Here is a 15,763-nt window from a genome sequence, read left to right on the forward strand (position 1 = left end):
TATAAGAGCACTTTGTATTAATCAAGCCGAGCAATTCACTCAATACGTAATTAATAATACTGTTACCAATACAGCATTCTTATTTAAAATTTTATCGAACTAAGAACATAATTAAGTGTGTAAGGCATCTTAAGTAGCACCTTACACATTATTGTTTATTCAATACCAATAAAGCCGCCGGTTTGATGTGCCCACAGTGCAGCATAAATGCCGCCTTTGGTAATTAATTCATCGTGACTGCCTTGCTCTACAACGCCACCTTTATCAAGCACAATAAGCCTGTCCATTTGTGCAATGGTTGATAATCGGTGTGCAATGGCAATGACCGTTTTGCCTGTCATTAAATCATCTAAGCTGGCTTGAATAGCTGCTTCTACCTCTGAGTCTAAAGCGCTGGTGGCTTCATCAAGTATAAGAATAGGCGCATTTTTAAGTAACACCCGAGCAATAGCAATCCGTTGACGTTGCCCGCCCGAGAGGGTTACCCCTCGTTCGCCCACTTGTGCATCAAAGCCTTTATTGCCTTTGCTGTCTTCTAAATCGGTTATAAAATCGAGCGCTTTGGCTTGTTTGGTCGCATCGAGCATTTCGGCTTCTGTGGCGTCGGGTCTGCCGTATAAAATGTTATCTTTTACTGAGCGATGTAGTAGGGATGTATCTTGGGTAACCATAGCAATATAACGGCGGAGACTTTCTTGGCTAACATCGGTTATATTTTGACCGTCAATACTAATGCTACCCCTGTCTGTATCGTAAAAACGTAGCAACAAGTTAACTAATGTGGATTTACCTGCGCCAGAGCGACCTACTAAGCCAATTTTTTCGCCCGGTTTAATATTTAAGTTTAAACCGTTAATTACTGGACCTCGGTTATTTTCATTAGCGGCTTTACCATAATTAAAGTGTACATCGTTAAAGTCGATTGCCCCTTGAGTTACTTTTAAGCTATCGGCTTTTGGCTTGTCATCAACTGCAATTGGGTTTGACAGGGTGCGCATACCATCGGCTACGGTACCAATATTTTCAAATAAGCTGCTAATTTCCCACATGATCCATTGAGCCATACCATTAAGCCTTAGCGATAAACTCAATGCCACGGCAATAGCCCCCGCGCTAATGGCACTTAACGACCATAAATACAAAGACACCGCTGCCACCGAAAATACCAGTAAATAGTTCAAGCTTTGAATAACCACATTAAGGCTTGTTACCAAACGCATTTGTTTATAAACAGGCTGTAAAAATACATCCATGCTTTGTTTAGCATATTGCTCTTCGCGTTGAGTATAAGAAAACAGCTTAATGGTTGAAATATTGGTGTAGCTGTCAACAATACGGCCGGTCATTTCTGAGCGTGCATCAGCTTGTGAGCTAGCAATGCTTTTTAACCGTGGTACAAAGTAAATTTGCACGCAAATATATAGTGCTAACCACACTAATAACGGCAGCATTAAGCGCCAATCTGAGGCGGCTACTAAAAACACCATTGAGCCAAAATAAACGGCAATGTACATCAATACATCAAGTAACTTAGTGACCGACTCACGCACGGCCAATGAGGTTTGCAATACTTTAGTGGCTATTCTTCCGGCAAATTCATTTTGATAAAAGCTAACACTTTGGCGTAACAAATAACGGTGCGCTAGCCAGCGAATCGACATTGGATAGTTGCCCAACAGTGCTTGATGTAAAATAGCCGACCTAAAAATACCACTATGGGCATCACGACCAAAAGCATTAACCCCATCTTTATTAATTCGGATTGATGCTGTGAAAACAGCTCTTCAGGGGTGTACTCGCCTAACCAGTCAACTAGTTGCCCCATGTAACTAAATAAAGACACTTCTAAAATAGCTAATAATGCGGCACTGAGCGACATAAGCACCAACGACAGTTCCATGCCTTTGGTGTAATGGCGGCAAAATGCAAATAAGGTATTAGGAGGTTGAGATGGAGAACGCTCCGGAAACGGTTTAGTCATCCGTTCAAATAATCGATACATATTAGAAGCTTATTAAGTATTTATAGAGGTGTCCCACTATACCATTGTAAAGCACAAAGGCGCAGTGGGAATGAGATGTATAAGTGTTATCTTAAGTTGAGTTAACGCTTTAAAGTTTTGTGTGACCGGTTTTATTTTTTACCAGCCAGTAAGATATACCTAAGGCTATTGTTACCAATGCAAGGCCAACAATTTGCTCTGAGGTCACTAATTTTAAATCTAAAACAATAATTTTACGTGCCACAGCCATTAGTGCGGTGGCAATAACCAGTTCAACCGGCAGTGAGCTTGAACCTAAATATAAACGAATGTTGGTAAATATTTCTACTGCTATAAGCACCACCATAAAAGCACCAAAGGTTTGTAGAATGTCTTCAATGTTTAATAAAAAGTAAGGGGGAGAGCTCAATCGCATATATAAAACATAAACTACATCAGCAATACTCCAAAAAATAACCAACACCATGAGTACCGCTAATATTTTAATAGCAAAGCGAATCGCATGATGTAAATACTGCATAAGGGGATCAACATGATCCTCAGGTAATTCTTCATGTTTCTTCATATTTTTACAGCACCTTATTATTTTAAACAGGGTATATAAAATGATAGCTGATTAATCGTGTTTCTTTCTTTAGTATACGTACAAATCAGCATAAGTGATTATTTTTATTAAACTAGCGTATTTATAAGTTGCAATGAACCAAGCCGAGCAAGCTAGCTAATGTTAATTAAATGTAATTTAACCTGAGGTTTTTAACGTCTATCTCAAAAGCATTGCTGTATAACTGTAGAGCTGTCATTTTAAAAACATCAACAATGAGGATTAAACTGCTATGTCAATTTCACCTTTAAAGTTAGTTATTCGGCTTATTAAGTATAGTGCGGTTGCATCTGTTTGTAGCGCACCATTTTATAGTGTGGCGGCACAAACCACACAACAAGCATCATTACACACTATTGCAGGGCAAATTTCAGCGCAACGTATTGGAGATGATATTCAAACGTTGGTGGATTTTGGGACTCGCCATACTTTATCTGAAACTAAATCGGATACTCGTGGTATTGGTGCGGCAAGGCGTTGGATAAAAAAAGAATTTGAAGCAATTTCTGCACAGTGTGGTGGCTGTTTAGAAATACTAGAAGTAAAGCAAACCATTTCGGGAGAAAAGCGTATTCCTAACCCTGTGGAAGTGGTTAATATAATTGCGATTCAGCGCGGTAATACCGATCCTAACCGTATGGTGATGATGTCGGGAGATATAGACTCGCGGGTTAGTGATGTTATGGACTTTACTAGCGATTCACCGGGGGCAAACGATAATGCATCAGGGGTTGCCGGTGTTATTGAAGCTGCACGGGTGTTATCGCAATATACATTTAATGGCTCAGTGGTATACGCCGCACTCTCAGGTGAAGAGCAAGGTTTATTTGGTGGTAAAATTTTAACTGCTTACGCACAAAAAAATAACTGGCAAGTGCATGGTGTTTTAAATAACGACATGATTGGCAATATTACTGGCATTAATGGCGTAACCGATAACACCACTGCACGTATTTTTTCTGAAGGCACGCGCGTCGTTGAAACTAAAGAACAAGCCCGCACTCGTCGTTTTACTGGCGGCGAAGTTGACTCAGCGAGCCGTAATTTAGCACGTTACATAGACACCATTGCTGATAAATATATTGAAAACTTAGATACCATGCTGGTATACAGGCTCGACCGCTTTGCTCGAGGCGGGCATCACCGTCCGTTTAATGATGCGGGCTTTGCGGCTGTGCGTATTATGGAAACCAACGAGCATTATGATCGCCAACATCAAGACCTGCGCACAGAAAATGGGGTTGTGTACGGTGATACCATTGATGGGGTTGATTTTGATTACGCCGCAAAGCTAACTTCATTAAATGCGGTTAGTCTTGCGTCAATGGCATGGGCTCCTGCGCCTCCAAAAGAGGTGAAAATTAGCGGTGCTGTGCGCGCCAGTACCACACTTACTTGGCAGCCAACAGAAGATGAAAATGTAGCGGGCTACCGTATATACTGGCGCTACACCAGTGAGCCACAATGGCAATATAGCCAATGGGTTGATAATGTCAGTGAATTTACACTAAAAAATGTGGTTATTGATAACTACTATTTTGGGGTTGCTAGCGTGAATAAACAGGGGGTGGAATCACCAGTGGTATTCCCAGGTGCTGTAGGCTCGTTTGATCACAACATAAAGTAAGTGTGCTTTGCTTGAAAATTCAGCAAACAGCTGCGAATAAGGTGTTAAGCACGCTATTTATGCTTGCGCCTTATTTGTTATGCCCTTAAAGTGTAAACAAAGAAGTAAAAAGGTTATTAAAATGCAGCAACAAGAACAACAACCATTAACACCAGAGCAGCAAGCTGAACTTCAGCAACAAGAAATTAAATGGCAGCGCGAGTGTTTTCAAAATGCACAACAACATTTAGCTGAAAAAGGCATTATGCCTAAAACCTTGCTTGAAAAAGAAAGTCGTTTTTTAGCGCCTTTATGTGCGCTTTGGAAATTTAAAGCGCAAAATGGTAAAAGCTACTGGGTGATCACCGGTCGTTTACCAACCGATCATGCTGAAGCGTCTGCAGCAAAAGATGCACGTGATGCCATGCGTTATTTTTCATTGCAGTGGCAGTTAAAAGCCGACCAAATTATTACAGCGGGTGCGCGTGATAAAACCCAAGCCGATTTTGCAAACTTACTTATAAATCGTGCTCACGGCTTATATGAAATGCATGAAAATGAGCAGCTTTGGGCAAAAGAACCAGCTTAAAATAAAGGTAATTACCCTTTAAAAAAACCTAACTTAGTGACCTAAGTTAGGTTTTTTACTTTTCAGCTATCGCCTTGCAAGAGGCTTAATACGCGCTATCTACTCGTACTGTGTTATTAGTTAAGTAAATAAGGCGAACATTATCCCCTTGATGAAAACGCATAGCGGGATCGCTGTCTTGTACCACCATAAATTGCTCACCACTTTCTACTTGTATCAATAATTCAACGAGTTGAGTGTGTTCATAGCGTTGTGTTTGCTGCTGATTATGGGCAACGTTACCACCAATCACCGATCCTAAAATAGTCGCTACAGTACGACCACTGCCGCCGCCAAACTGGTTACCAATAACACCGCCTAATAAGGCACCGCCAAAGGTCTTCCAGCCGTTACTTTTGTCTTGTACTAATTGTTGCTCAGTAATAGTGCGCACCGACTTTACTTTCCCAAATAGTACTTGCTGTACAGGAACGGCTTTATTGCGTTCATACTTGGCAAACGTTGGGGTACTCACTACTAATAAAGCGCATAAAATTAAGCTAAGCGTTTTCATAGTTCGCTCCTATTGTTACCAACCAAATGTTGATTTTTCACGCGTTTTACGAATTTCAGTTTCGTCAGCCCACTCAACAAGGCCGCTTTGCATATCCATTAAACGCATTGTAAATTTGTAGTACACATCGGCTTTATCGGCATTAGATTTAACAATGCTTGATAGGTTACCGTACAGCATATATTGCGCACCAATTTGCTTACCAAAAGCCACCGCAGTACTTGGGTTGACTAGAGCGTCTTCGTTTTGAAATGAAATTTGCTCACGAACTGCTTCTACACGGGTCATATCAACAAATCTAAATTTGCCGCTACGCAGTAATTGAGTAGAGATTGAGTCGGTGATTGATTCAGTATCTATATGTTCACTAGTTTTATTTTTAATACGCTCTACAAATACCACTGGACGTGTGTTGGCGGTCATAGTACCAACTACAGGCGAACTAAGCAGAGAGTCGGTCATTTGTGAGGCGACTTTTTGTAAGTCGGTAGAGCCAAAGTTTATATCTGTGGTTTCTACGGCTTGAGCATCACCATAGCTGACAACTGCTTTATTGGCACAGCCTGAAAGTGTCAATGCTGCTAAGCCTAAAATTGCATAACTAGACAGTGTTTTAAATTGTTTATTGATCATCATGATTTCCTTTAATCTTTAAATTCTTGTGCGTCGGTTGATACTTCTCTCACAGCTAATGAGAAGGTAACGGCATCAGAGCTAGGCGCAAGCCCTGCAAGCTGAGTTTTAGCAAAGCCAAATAGCGTTAGGGCCTGCCACGGTGAGTGGTTGCCTTTAATAGCAAAGCCATCTTTATCAAACCAGTTAAATTGATACTGTAAGTATTGCGACTTTTTATAGGTACTCGCTAAAGTAACTACCACATCGGTAAGGTTATTTGTTTGACGCGTTTTTACATCACTGATTAAAAGCTTTTTAGCTAATTGTGGATTATTAACATTGAGCTGCTCTTTGTAAGCGTTGGCAGTTTGCTCAACCCCAATACCTGAGGTTACAGGTCGGCTGCTACATGCGCTAAGCATAAACAGCGCAATAACGGGAAGTATGTATTTCATGATGGCTCCTAAAGTTGCACTACATGGGAGTTAAAATAGTTATTAACAGAGGTTAGGTAGATTAACGTTAACCCTTGCTTACTAACGGTAAAATTTATTGGCGGTTGTGAGCCAACGTTTAAAGTATGCTCGCCTGCTTTAACTGCACTGCGGGCAAGGCTGATCTGATTAGGTAGGGTAAGCCAACTGCGCGTATCTGCTTGCTCAGATGCAAGGTTATACAAGTTTGCCAAAATGTTCCCTACATCGCCGGCACTGCGCGCAAGCTCTGCACGCATTTTTTCTTTAGCGACAAGGCGTAATATTTGCCTTGAAACACGCCCAGCGACTTGCTGCTCTAACGTTTTAGCAGCCAGTGCCTCTAAATGTACTAACGGGCTTAATGCTAATTTTTGGTCATCAACTTTTAAATTATTAACGGCACTGCTGTAGGCATTATTAATATAAACAGGCATTGCTAGGCTATAAAAGCGGGCATCCCCCTGCGAAGTATAAATAGGCAATCGCAATTTAAACTCATGCTGTTTTGGTATAAGGCCTTGTTCAAACAATATAACTACTTCGCCTTGATTTTTATCTATGGCGTTTACTTCACCAAACTGTCGCTTAAATTGCTGGTAGTCATCCGCAAAACCTTGCTGCTTAGCAAGGCGTAGTAAATCTTGCTGTAAATACGGATTGTTAGGTTGTATTTCGAGTGCTTTTTTATAGTCTATGTAGGCATCATCGCCTTGCTTTGCTTTTTCATATAACAACCCGGATAAGTAAAACGTGTACGCATTTTGAAAGCCATTTTTTACCGAGCGAGTTAAATTATCCATGTCTGGGTAGTGTTGCTGTGCTTGGGCAATGGCATTATCAAACTCGCTTTGATTATCAAGTAGTGCATCAACTTGTACTTTATTAGCGCGGCGTATTTCAACTAACGCGCTCTCAATATCGCGTTTATAAACATAATTAAGTGCTTTGTAGCTATGCAACATACTCATTTCGTAAGCAGGGGGGATATAACCTATTGCTGAGTCGTTGGTTAACAGCGCATTGCTTTGCTCAAGCCCTGCACTTACTTGTATTTTGGCTGCTTGGCGTTTAGCTTGCATTTGTTGATAGACATTTTCAAAATATGTTTGCGCACTGTCTGGATTATTAGCTAAATCAGCAATACGTCCTTGCTCTAATTGGTTCAGTAAATAATTACTGTGCGCTTTACTATTGGTTTTTATAAGGGCGCGTGCATTTTCAATATTATTATTGCTAATAGCTTGTCTAACAGGAGTGGTGTTTGTGGCATAATCATTAAATAGATCGTTAAAACCAATGGTGCTGCAACCACTTATGATAAAGCAAAAACTGAAAATTAAAATGTGACGCACACGCACTCCTCTTATCTATTTTATAAGGTTAACACATGGCCGATAAATGCAGGTGTGAAAGATTGTAAAAAAGCGTAGCGTATAAACATAGACTAAAAACCCTTAATATCATTTAAAAAATATCCATGTTAACGTTTACAACAATGGACGCTAATTTAACCTGTATATAAACACGGTACATATTTATCAACACATTAGGAATTCATTTGAAAGCCACTCTGTTCACTATTATCGCGTTAGTTGCCTTTGCTGCCAATTCATTATTGTGTCGTTTAGCGTTGGCACAAGGTTATATTGATGCGTGGAATTTCACTGTTATAAGGATACTCAGCGGGGCGGTGTGTTTGGCCATTATTATGCTGCTCTATACAAGGCAGTTAAATAAAAAATCACAATTAAGTAGTTCTGTTACTAACGATACCGGAAGCTGGCGAAGCAGTGCGAGCTTGTTGATATATGCGCTGTGTTTTTCTGTTGCTTATATAGAGCTAGATACCGGCATGGGTGCGCTTATTTTGTTTTCTGCGGTGCAATTTACCATGATCGGTTGGGGCATCTATAAACAAGAGCGCTTAACCGCTGTGCAATGGCTTGCATTTATTGTGGCGTTTGTGGCTTTTGTTTACCTAATGCTACCATCGCAAACAGCGCCACCGCTAATGGCGGCAATATTAATGAGTATAAGTGGCGTGGCATGGGGAATTTATAGTATTAGAGGCAAAGCGTGTGTATCACCACTTAGAGCCACCACTTATAACTTTATTCGCAGCTTATTAGTGCTACCTGTTTTAATAGTGGTGGGTATGAGCCAGCTTAAAGATATTCGTATGGAAGGAGTGTTACTTGCCATTGGCTCAGGTGCGATAGCATCGGGTGTTGGTTACAGTATTTGGTATGTGGCTATGCCATTATTAAAAAGCACGCATGCAGCTATAGTGCAGTTATGCGTGCCCGTTTTGGCAGCTATTGCAGGAGCGGTGTTTTTATCAGAAACATTAACTGTGCAATTTATGCTCTCCAGCAGTATTATTTTACTAGCGGTATTGGTTTTTACGTTAAATAAAAAAACTAACACCGCTTAGCAGGTGGGCTCACATTAAGCACAAAGCGTTCATACAATGCTGGTAAGTGGGTTAAAATAGCGTCTTTACCGAATAAATTACTCTCTTTAATACAATTGTGTAATACCTCTAGTGATAAATGGCTCATAAGCTGCTCTGACTGCGCAATGTGGCTAATGTGCCAAAGTTCTGGGGCAACACCGCCTAAATCGTGCTGATAAGGCCGATAAAATCCAAACTCCTCTAGGTGAGTGTCTAGCCATTGACTTAGTTTGGCAAAAGGTCCGCCATGCTGATACTCATCGGGGGTTAGTTGCAACACATAATCGCCACTCACTGCGCTTTTATCAAAAATATCTAAGTCAGTGCCTAAATGATGGCGGCTTGCCCCTGGCAGTGCAGAATACAGCATTATGGCGGTACATTTTTCAATATCACTCAGTGAATTTAGTTCAACGGCTTGTTGCGCTTTATCTAACACCACGCGCTTATTTGAAAATTTAGCATTCCAAATAGCTGATTGACGATTAAAATCCCGAAAACTTGATGCAATACATAAATCAAAGCCAGCGGATGCGGCCGCTGATTGCAGTGCAATAAAGTCGTTAACAATATTGGCATGCAAATAATGGTTTTGTATGGCGACTAAGTGTGCATCACTTTGACCGGTTATGCATTGTATGAGTTCTTTATTTGCAGTCATTAAGTTAACAGTTGTTCTAATATTTGTTCATAAATATCCGCAAGCGCGATCAGGTCGTCTGTACTGACACACTCATCAACTTTATGAATTGTGGCGTTACGTGGTCCCAGCTCGATTACTTTAGCGCCGGTTTGGGCAATAAAGCGGCCATCTGATGTCCCACCTGTTGTTTCTAAATTAGTGGTTAAGCCAGTTACTGATTTAATGGCAGCGACGGTAGCGTCAACTAACGGACCGTGATCGGTTAAAAACGGTAGGCCATTTACAATCCAATTTAGTTCGTAATTCAAATTATGTTTTTGTAAAATCGCGTTCACTTTTTGTTGCAGCTGCTGATGAGTAACTTCGGTGCTAAACCTAAAGTTAAATTGTACTTCAAGCTCACCCGGGATCACATTACCAGCACCTGTGCCACCATTAATGTTAGAGATTTGAAAGCTGGTGGCTGGGAAAAAGTCATTACCCATATCCCATACAGTTTGGCTTAGCTCGGTTAAAGCTGGCGTAGCTAAATGAATTGGGTTTTGCGCTAAATGTGGGTAAGCCACATGCCCTTGCACGCCTTTTATTGTTAAAAAACCAGTGAGTGAACCACGACGGCCATTTTTAACCACATCACCGAGCACATCGCGTGATGAGGGCTCACCAACAAGACACATATCAATTTTTTCACCGCGCGCTTCTAAAGTATCTATTACGCGGGTGGTACCGTTGATAAAAGGGCCTTCTTCATCTGAGGTAATTAAAAACGAAATAGAGCCTTTATGATCAGGGTGCTTGGTTACAAAACGCTCTGTGGCTACAACCATGGCTGCCAGTGAGCCTTTCATGTCGGCAGCGCCACGCCCATGTAATAAACCGTCTTCAATTAATCCTGCAAAAGGCGGGTGCTGCCAATTCTTTTCAGGCCCTGTGGGCACTACATCGGTATGCCCAGCAAAACAAAAGTGTGGTGATTGCGTGCCTTTTCGTGCCCAGGTATTGAGGGTGTCGGTAAAAAATAGCGATTCTATGTCAAAGCCAATTGCACTTAGACGCTCATTCATCATATGTTGGCAGCCTGCATCTTCAGGGGTAACTGACTCTCGCTGAATTAAAGCTTGGGCTAGGGTGATTACTGGGTGAGTCATTATTTAAAGATCTCATCGTACTGGGCTGCTTTAAAGCCTAAATGGTATTGCCCGTTATTAATAAGAACAGGGCGTTTAATCATTGCAGGTTGTTCAACCAATATATCGATTGCAGTTTGCTTCGTTAAGCTTTGCTTTTGCTCATCCGACAGCGCTCTGTAGGTTGTGCCACGTTTATTAACAAGTTGTTCCCAGTCAATATGCTCTGCAAAATCGCTAACCATATTATGATTAACGCCATCTTTACGATAGTCATGGAAAGTGAATGCGATGTCATTATCGCTTAGGTATTTTTTTGCTTTTTTGATTGTGTCGCAGTTGCTAATGCCATAGAGAGTGATCATAAACCTACTTCTTTTTGATAATAGTTAATAAGGTATCTACACCGGCATTGACCTGCGGGTGAGAATAATGAAAAGTGCCTAAGTCGTGGCCATTGAGTATGATAAGGCTAGCTAAAATAGACGTATCGAGTTCACGCAAATCAAAGTAAGCGAGGCGCTGTCCTTTGGTTATTTTGCTGCCATTAAGCTGAGCAATATGAGTATGCGTGAGAGTTTGAGAATCAGGAACGGCTAAGTTTATTAATACTTTTAAGCCATTTTTAGCTTTTAAAATAAACTCGCACCCACCGCTTTTAACTTGCAACAAAGTCCCATTAAATGGCGCTAACACTTTATGGCTAGTTAAGCTGACAATAATCCCTGGTCCTAAAGTTCCAAAGCGGAAAAAAGCTTCAGGATGCGCGTCCATTTGCAAAACTTTGCCACTGAATGGGCTGGTTATTTGTATTGCGCTTCGGCCAATTTTATTTTTAGTTAAATAGCTAACGTCTTCAGATTTCATTATTAATTAAGTTACCACGTTGTAGCCATCGGCTTTGAGAGCAGCCATCGCTTTGTTGACTGTTTGCTTTTTTACTAAGATATAGTCGGTGTCGTAGGTTGAAATTGAAAAAATTGACACGCCAGCTCTTGCTAATACCCCTGAAATATTTGCCATGATACCGGTTAACGAAAATCCTAATGGGCCAATTACTTCTAATGCTTGCCAATTCGATTCTGTATCTTGGCTATCAATTATAAAGTCATCAGGGCAAACGACCGAGAGTTCATCGTGCGTTTTTGAAATAAAAAATAATGGTTGCTTTAACAGGGCAGGAGGGATGTCGGCATCAAGCGCTAAACTATGAATTGATAAAACAGTGCTGTGTAATTGTAGTGTTTGTTTTGACATAAAACCCATCCCTAGCAGCAAGATAATAGCTTTATAGTATAGAGTATTGAATCTAAGTTAAAGGCCCAAACGGAGTCGTTGTTAAAGTTTTTATTAATTAAAAAATAATTGTCCACAATTTCTGTGGATAAGCTTGGGGGTTGTAAGGTATAAATAACCTAACCTATTAATAATTAATTAAAAATTGGCTAGGCTATAAAAGGGGCATGTTAGTCAAATGAGTTAATTAAGTGCCTCAGCTTGCGCTGCTTGAATGGCAGTTAAAGCGATGGTGTACACTATGTCGTCAACTAATGCGCCACGGCTTAAGTCGTTAACTGGTTTACGCATCCCTTGCAGCATCGGACCGATACTGATCAAATCAGCGCTTCGTTGTACCGCTTTATAGGTGGTGTTGCCAGTATTTAAATCAGGGAATATAAATACCGTTGCTTTACCTGCAACAGGGCTGTTAGGTGCTTTTTTAATCGCTACACTTTCCATAATTGCCGCATCATACTGTAGTGGTCCATCTATAATTAGATCTGGGCGCTTTTGCTGGGCCAGTTTAGTTGCCGCTCGCACTTTTTCTACATCAGCCCCACTGCCTGAATCACCAGTACTGTAACTTATCATGGCTACGCGAGGTTCAATACCAAATGCTGCTGCTGAGTCGGCAGATTGAATTGCAATGTCGGCCAGTTGTTCGGCATTAGGATCGGGATTAATAGCGCAATCACCATAAACTAGAACCTGATCCGGTAATAGCATAAAGAACACAGATGACACTAATGATGAACCTGGCGCAGTTTTAATTAATTGTAACGGTGGTCGAATGGTATTGGCAGTGGTGTTTACCGCACCCGATACCAGACCATCGACTTTGCCTTGCTCTAGCATCATGGTGCCAAGTACTACGTGATCTTGTAGTTGCTCTTGGGCGACTACTTCAGTAAGACCTTTATTCTTACGGATTTCCACCATAGGTGCTACGTAGTCATTTATGATACTGCTTGGCTCAATTACAGTTACATGCTCGTTAAGCTCAATGCCTTGCTGCTCGGCGATACGTAATATTTCATCACGATCACCTAATAAAATTGTTTTAGCAATGCCCCGCTGGCCACAAATAGCGGCTGCTTTAATGGTTCTAGGTTCGTTACCCTCAGGCAGTACAATTGTTTTTTCGGCTTTACGAGCTTTTTCAGTCAATAAATACCTAAAGGCAGGAGGGGATAGTTTTCGGGTTTTCCCCACACTTTTAGCTAAGGTATCTAACCAATCAGAATCTATATACTCTGCGTTATGATCTTTTACCTTTTCAATGCGCTGTTCATCATCGCTTGGTACTTCTAGGTTAAAGTTATGCAGTAATAACGAGGTGCGCCAAGTGTCGCCTTCGGTTGCTAAAATAGGCAGCCCTGTTTGCATGGCTTGTTCGCACAGCGCCATGATGCGCGGCTCAGGCTCAAAGCCACCGGTGAGCAAAATAGCGCCTAGTTTAGTACCATTCATAGCAGACAAGCAGGCTGCAACCAATATATCTGAACGATCGCCTGGGGTGACCAATAACGCACCTGGGGTAAAATAATTTAGAATATTTGATACTGTACGGGCACAAAAAGTAATGCGTCTTAGTCGGCGATGCACCATGTCGCCTTCATTAATAATAGTGGCTTTTAAATAGGCACTTAAATCTTTAACGCGTGGCGCTACCAGCTCAAAATCCCACGGAATGGCACCAAGTAACATAAAAGGGTTTTTTCTAAAAATTGGTAAAGAAGCTAGGCGGTTAAGCTCGTTATCAAGCGCTTCTGGCTTGTAAGTATCGACTAAATCAGCGCGAGCACGGCCTTCTTCATCTAGAGGGGCATTTACTTTATTGAAAATACAACCCAGCACACGAGGGTGATCTATGCCACCGTAATTTCCGGCAGCAATTTCAAGGCGATCTTCAATTTGGGTAATACTGTAATTCCCAGGGGTAAGCACAAATACAATATCGGCCCCTAAGGTTTGTGCTATTTCACGGTTTATGCGTCCCGCATAAGGTTGGCGACGAGTAGGCACCATTCCTTCGATTATGGCCACTTCGTCATCGTTTATTTTACTTTGAAAACGCTCAACAATTTCTTCTAATAAGTCATCACCTTTACCATCACCAATCATTTGCTCTGCGTAATCGAGCGCAAACGGTGTTGGCGGGTTAATTGGTGAGCCTTGAGTGACAATTTGAGTAGATTTTTCAGGGCCAGTTTCACCTGCACGTGGCTGGGCGATAGGTTTGAAAAAGTTAACCTTAACCGTCTTTTGTTCCAGCGCCCTTACTAAACCAACAGATACTGAGGTTAAACCCACCCCTGTAGAGATAGGAACCAACATAATACGACGAGCCATATTATAACTCCTTGGTGATGTTTGCGGCGTCGAGTGCAATAACCCATTCTTCGTTGGTAGGCATAACTACCGCTTTGCTTGTTGAATTAGAAGCGCTAATTAATCCAGCTTGGCCGAACCGTGCATCAAGGTTTGCTTGAGGATCTAAATTGATACCCAAAAATGCTAACTGTGTGAGTACTTTTTCTCGAATGATATCGGAATTCTCGCCAATCCCACCGGTAAAAATAACTGCATCTAATTTTTGTAGCGGTACCATATAGGCGGCTATTTGTTTTGCTAAGCGATAGCAAAACATATTAAGTGCCAGCATGGCTTGAGAGTTGCCAGCAATAGCAGCCTCTTCAATAGTACGGCAATCGTTTGATAGCTCGCTTATTCCTAATAAGCCACTCTTTTGATTTAGCAGGTCATCAATTTGCTGCGCAGTGTAATCAAGTTGCGTAGTTAAAAAGTTAAATAACCCTGGGTCAATGTCACCACAACGGGTACCCATTACAAGTCCTTCAAGCGGGGTTAAGCCCATGCTGGTATCGACACTTTTACCGTTTTTGATTGCACACACCGAGCAGCCATTGCCTAAGTGGGCGCTGATAAAGTTACTTTCTTCAACAGGTAAAGCCAGCATTTTAGCGGTTTGACCTGCTACATAAAAATGGCTAGTGCCATGAAACCCATAGCGTCTAACCCCAAAGTCCTTATAAAGTTGATAAGGAAGGGCATATAGATAAGCAACCTCATCCATAGTTTGATGAAATGCGGTATCAAACACGGCTATTTGTGGTAAATCTTTAAATGATGCTTGTGCTGATGAGATGCCCAGTAAATTAGCGTGACCATGTAAAGGGGCCAGTGTGGCTGCTTGGGTAATACCTGCAATGACGTTATCGTCAATTAAAACTGATTGAGTAAAATGCTCGCCACCATGCACAACACGATGACCCACTGCTACTAATTGCTCGTCTAAATTGTGATCTTTTATTAAATCAACCAGCGTATCAATTGCTTGGGCATGTGCTTGGGCATGTGCTTGGTTAGCAGCAAGCTTAATAGTGGTTTTTTCTCCCTGAAACTTATATTTGATTGAGGGAGCATTATCACCTAGGCGCTCAGCTAAACCTGATATAATGTCGTTTCCTGTGTTTGCATCAATAATTGCAAACTTTAGACTTGAGCTTCCACAATTGAGTACCAAAACATGGTTCGGATTATTTGGGAGTGTTGGCATAGATTCATTTTCCATTTAAGTATTAATCAGTACACTTGGTTGATGTATAAGCCTTTGTGGCTTAGATAAGCCTAGACTAAAGTGTAGTAGACTTTATTAAAAGGGCTTTGTGAGATTCTTTCGATAATTTATGCTTTTTGTGAGTTTTACTTATGAAATTAAGCATTTTTACCGATAAAGTGAAAGCAGCTATAATTGTGTTACACTTTTATAAGTACTACGTTTGTTGAAA

The 15,763-nt window shown here is 41.2% G+C and carries 15 protein-coding genes and 1 pseudogene; 3 read left to right on the forward strand and 13 right to left on the reverse strand.

Going from position 1 to position 15,763, the window contains the following annotated elements; translation table 11 throughout:
* Window positions 1-155: 155 nt before the first annotated feature.
* A pseudogene (locus AC0L7Q_RS06400) lies at window positions 156-2,002 on the reverse strand (ABC transporter ATP-binding protein).
* 109 nt (window positions 2,003-2,111) lie between these two features.
* Complete coding sequence (locus AC0L7Q_RS06405) at window positions 2,112-2,567, reverse strand: phosphate-starvation-inducible PsiE family protein (protein ID WP_138604889.1); 456 nt, start codon at window positions 2,565-2,567, stop codon at window positions 2,112-2,114.
* A 271-nt stretch (window positions 2,568-2,838) separates the two neighbouring features.
* Here AC0L7Q_RS06405 and AC0L7Q_RS06410 point away from each other — a divergent pair, with 271 nt between their 5' ends.
* On the forward strand, window positions 2,839-4,233 hold the full coding sequence (locus AC0L7Q_RS06410; RefSeq protein ID WP_413401818.1) for a M28 family peptidase: 1,395 nt from the start codon (window positions 2,839-2,841) through the stop codon (window positions 4,231-4,233).
* A 121-nt stretch (window positions 4,234-4,354) separates the two neighbouring features.
* The gene (locus AC0L7Q_RS06415; RefSeq protein WP_138604887.1) at window positions 4,355-4,801 is read left to right on the forward strand and encodes a DUF4826 family protein; all 447 of its coding nucleotides are present in this window, start codon (window positions 4,355-4,357) and stop codon (window positions 4,799-4,801) included.
* An 85-nt stretch (window positions 4,802-4,886) separates the two neighbouring features.
* Here AC0L7Q_RS06415 and AC0L7Q_RS06420 read toward each other — a convergent pair whose 3' ends face one another.
* Genes AC0L7Q_RS06420 through AC0L7Q_RS06435 form a run of 4 tightly spaced genes read right to left on the reverse strand, consistent with a single transcriptional unit; the run spans window position 4,887 to window position 7,797 of the window.
* On the reverse strand, window positions 4,887-5,354 hold the full coding sequence (locus AC0L7Q_RS06420; RefSeq protein ID WP_131690920.1) for an outer membrane lipoprotein: 468 nt from the start codon (window positions 5,352-5,354) through the stop codon (window positions 4,887-4,889).
* Window positions 5,355-5,369: 15 nt separating this feature from the next.
* Entirely contained in the window at window positions 5,370-5,990 is a 621-nt protein-coding gene (gene lpoB / locus AC0L7Q_RS06425) for a penicillin-binding protein activator LpoB (protein ID WP_413401822.1), read from the reverse strand.
* An 8-nt stretch (window positions 5,991-5,998) separates the two neighbouring features.
* Window positions 5,999-6,424 carry a YcfL family putative periplasmic lipoprotein gene (locus AC0L7Q_RS06430; RefSeq protein ID WP_413401824.1) on the reverse strand — a complete coding sequence of 142 codons (426 nt, stop codon included), beginning with the start codon at window positions 6,422-6,424 and terminating at the stop codon, window positions 5,999-6,001.
* A gap of 8 nt (window positions 6,425-6,432) precedes the next feature.
* Window positions 6,433-7,797, reverse strand: a complete 1,365-nt coding sequence (locus AC0L7Q_RS06435) for a COG3014 family protein (RefSeq protein WP_413401826.1) — start codon at window positions 7,795-7,797, stop codon at window positions 6,433-6,435.
* Between the two features lie 206 nt (window positions 7,798-8,003).
* Here AC0L7Q_RS06435 and AC0L7Q_RS06440 point away from each other — a divergent pair, with 206 nt between their 5' ends.
* Window positions 8,004-8,879, forward strand: a complete 876-nt coding sequence (locus AC0L7Q_RS06440) for a DMT family transporter (RefSeq protein ID WP_409425269.1) — start codon at window positions 8,004-8,006, stop codon at window positions 8,877-8,879.
* On the opposite strand, the gene AC0L7Q_RS06445 is transcribed toward AC0L7Q_RS06440, so the two are convergent.
* The 7 genes from AC0L7Q_RS06445 to AC0L7Q_RS06475 all read right to left on the reverse strand — a co-directional run bounded on the left by AC0L7Q_RS06445 (window position 8,866) and on the right by AC0L7Q_RS06475 (window position 15,531).
* On the reverse strand, window positions 8,866-9,561 hold the full coding sequence (locus tag AC0L7Q_RS06445) for a M15 family metallopeptidase (protein WP_409425270.1): 696 nt from the start codon (window positions 9,559-9,561) through the stop codon (window positions 8,866-8,868). The genes AC0L7Q_RS06440 and AC0L7Q_RS06445 overlap by 14 nt on opposite strands.
* Window positions 9,561-10,691 (reverse strand): succinyl-diaminopimelate desuccinylase, encoded by a 1,131-nt coding sequence (gene dapE, locus AC0L7Q_RS06450; RefSeq protein ID WP_413401829.1) that lies wholly within the window; start codon window positions 10,689-10,691, stop codon window positions 9,561-9,563. The genes AC0L7Q_RS06445 and dapE overlap by 1 nt, the downstream gene beginning before the upstream one ends.
* Window positions 10,691-11,035: an ArsC family reductase gene (locus tag AC0L7Q_RS06455; protein WP_409425272.1), complete on the reverse strand. Its 345-nt coding sequence runs from the start codon at window positions 11,033-11,035 to the stop codon at window positions 10,691-10,693. Before AC0L7Q_RS06455 ends, dapE begins: the two co-directional genes overlap by 1 nt.
* Window positions 11,036-11,039: 4 nt before the next feature.
* On the reverse strand, window positions 11,040-11,537 hold the full coding sequence (locus tag AC0L7Q_RS06460; RefSeq protein ID WP_413401831.1) for a PTS glucose transporter subunit IIA: 498 nt from the start codon (window positions 11,535-11,537) through the stop codon (window positions 11,040-11,042).
* Window positions 11,538-11,543: 6 nt separating this feature from the next.
* Window positions 11,544-11,927, reverse strand: coding sequence for an ACT domain-containing protein (locus tag AC0L7Q_RS06465; protein ID WP_171039579.1), 384 nt, complete (start codon window positions 11,925-11,927; stop codon window positions 11,544-11,546).
* 222 nt (window positions 11,928-12,149) lie between these two features.
* The gene (pta, locus tag AC0L7Q_RS06470) at window positions 12,150-14,303 is read right to left on the reverse strand and encodes a phosphate acetyltransferase (protein WP_413401833.1); all 2,154 of its coding nucleotides are present in this window, start codon (window positions 14,301-14,303) and stop codon (window positions 12,150-12,152) included.
* Window position 14,304: 1 nt separating this feature from the next.
* Window positions 14,305-15,531 carry an acetate kinase gene (locus AC0L7Q_RS06475; RefSeq protein ID WP_413401835.1) on the reverse strand — a complete coding sequence of 409 codons (1,227 nt, stop codon included), beginning with the start codon at window positions 15,529-15,531 and terminating at the stop codon, window positions 14,305-14,307.
* Window positions 15,532-15,763: the final 232 nt, after the last annotated feature.

The organism is Pseudoalteromonas sp. KJ63-1 (assembly GCF_055808145.1).

Excerpts from the sequence above, each read along its gene's own strand:
- AC0L7Q_RS06405 (WP_138604889.1), bottom strand. The coding sequence starts at position 2,567 with ATGAAGAAACATGAAGAATTACCTGAGGATCATGTTGATCCCCTTATG.
- AC0L7Q_RS06410 (WP_413401818.1), top strand. The coding sequence starts at position 2,839 with ATGTCAATTTCACCTTTAAAGTTAGTTATTCGGCTTATTAAGTATAGT.
- AC0L7Q_RS06415 (WP_138604887.1), top strand. The coding sequence starts at position 4,355 with ATGCAGCAACAAGAACAACAACCATTAACACCAGAGCAGCAAGCTGAA.
- AC0L7Q_RS06420 (WP_131690920.1), bottom strand. The coding sequence starts at position 5,354 with ATGAAAACGCTTAGCTTAATTTTATGCGCTTTATTAGTAGTGAGTACC.
- lpoB (WP_413401822.1), bottom strand. The coding sequence starts at position 5,990 with ATGATGATCAATAAACAATTTAAAACACTGTCTAGTTATGCAATTTTA.
- AC0L7Q_RS06430 (WP_413401824.1), bottom strand. The coding sequence starts at position 6,424 with ATGAAATACATACTTCCCGTTATTGCGCTGTTTATGCTTAGCGCATGT.
- AC0L7Q_RS06445 (WP_409425270.1), bottom strand. The coding sequence starts at position 9,561 with ATGACTGCAAATAAAGAACTCATACAATGCATAACCGGTCAAAGTGAT.
- dapE (WP_413401829.1), bottom strand. The coding sequence starts at position 10,691 with ATGACTCACCCAGTAATCACCCTAGCCCAAGCTTTAATTCAGCGAGAG.
- AC0L7Q_RS06455 (WP_409425272.1), bottom strand. The coding sequence starts at position 11,035 with ATGATCACTCTCTATGGCATTAGCAACTGCGACACAATCAAAAAAGCA.
- AC0L7Q_RS06460 (WP_413401831.1), bottom strand. The coding sequence starts at position 11,537 with ATGAAATCTGAAGACGTTAGCTATTTAACTAAAAATAAAATTGGCCGA.
- AC0L7Q_RS06465 (WP_171039579.1), bottom strand. The coding sequence starts at position 11,927 with ATGTCAAAACAAACACTACAATTACACAGCACTGTTTTATCAATTCAT.
- pta (WP_413401833.1), bottom strand. The coding sequence starts at position 14,303 with ATGGCTCGTCGTATTATGTTGGTTCCTATCTCTACAGGGGTGGGTTTA.
- AC0L7Q_RS06475 (WP_413401835.1), bottom strand. The coding sequence starts at position 15,531 with ATGCCAACACTCCCAAATAATCCGAACCATGTTTTGGTACTCAATTGT.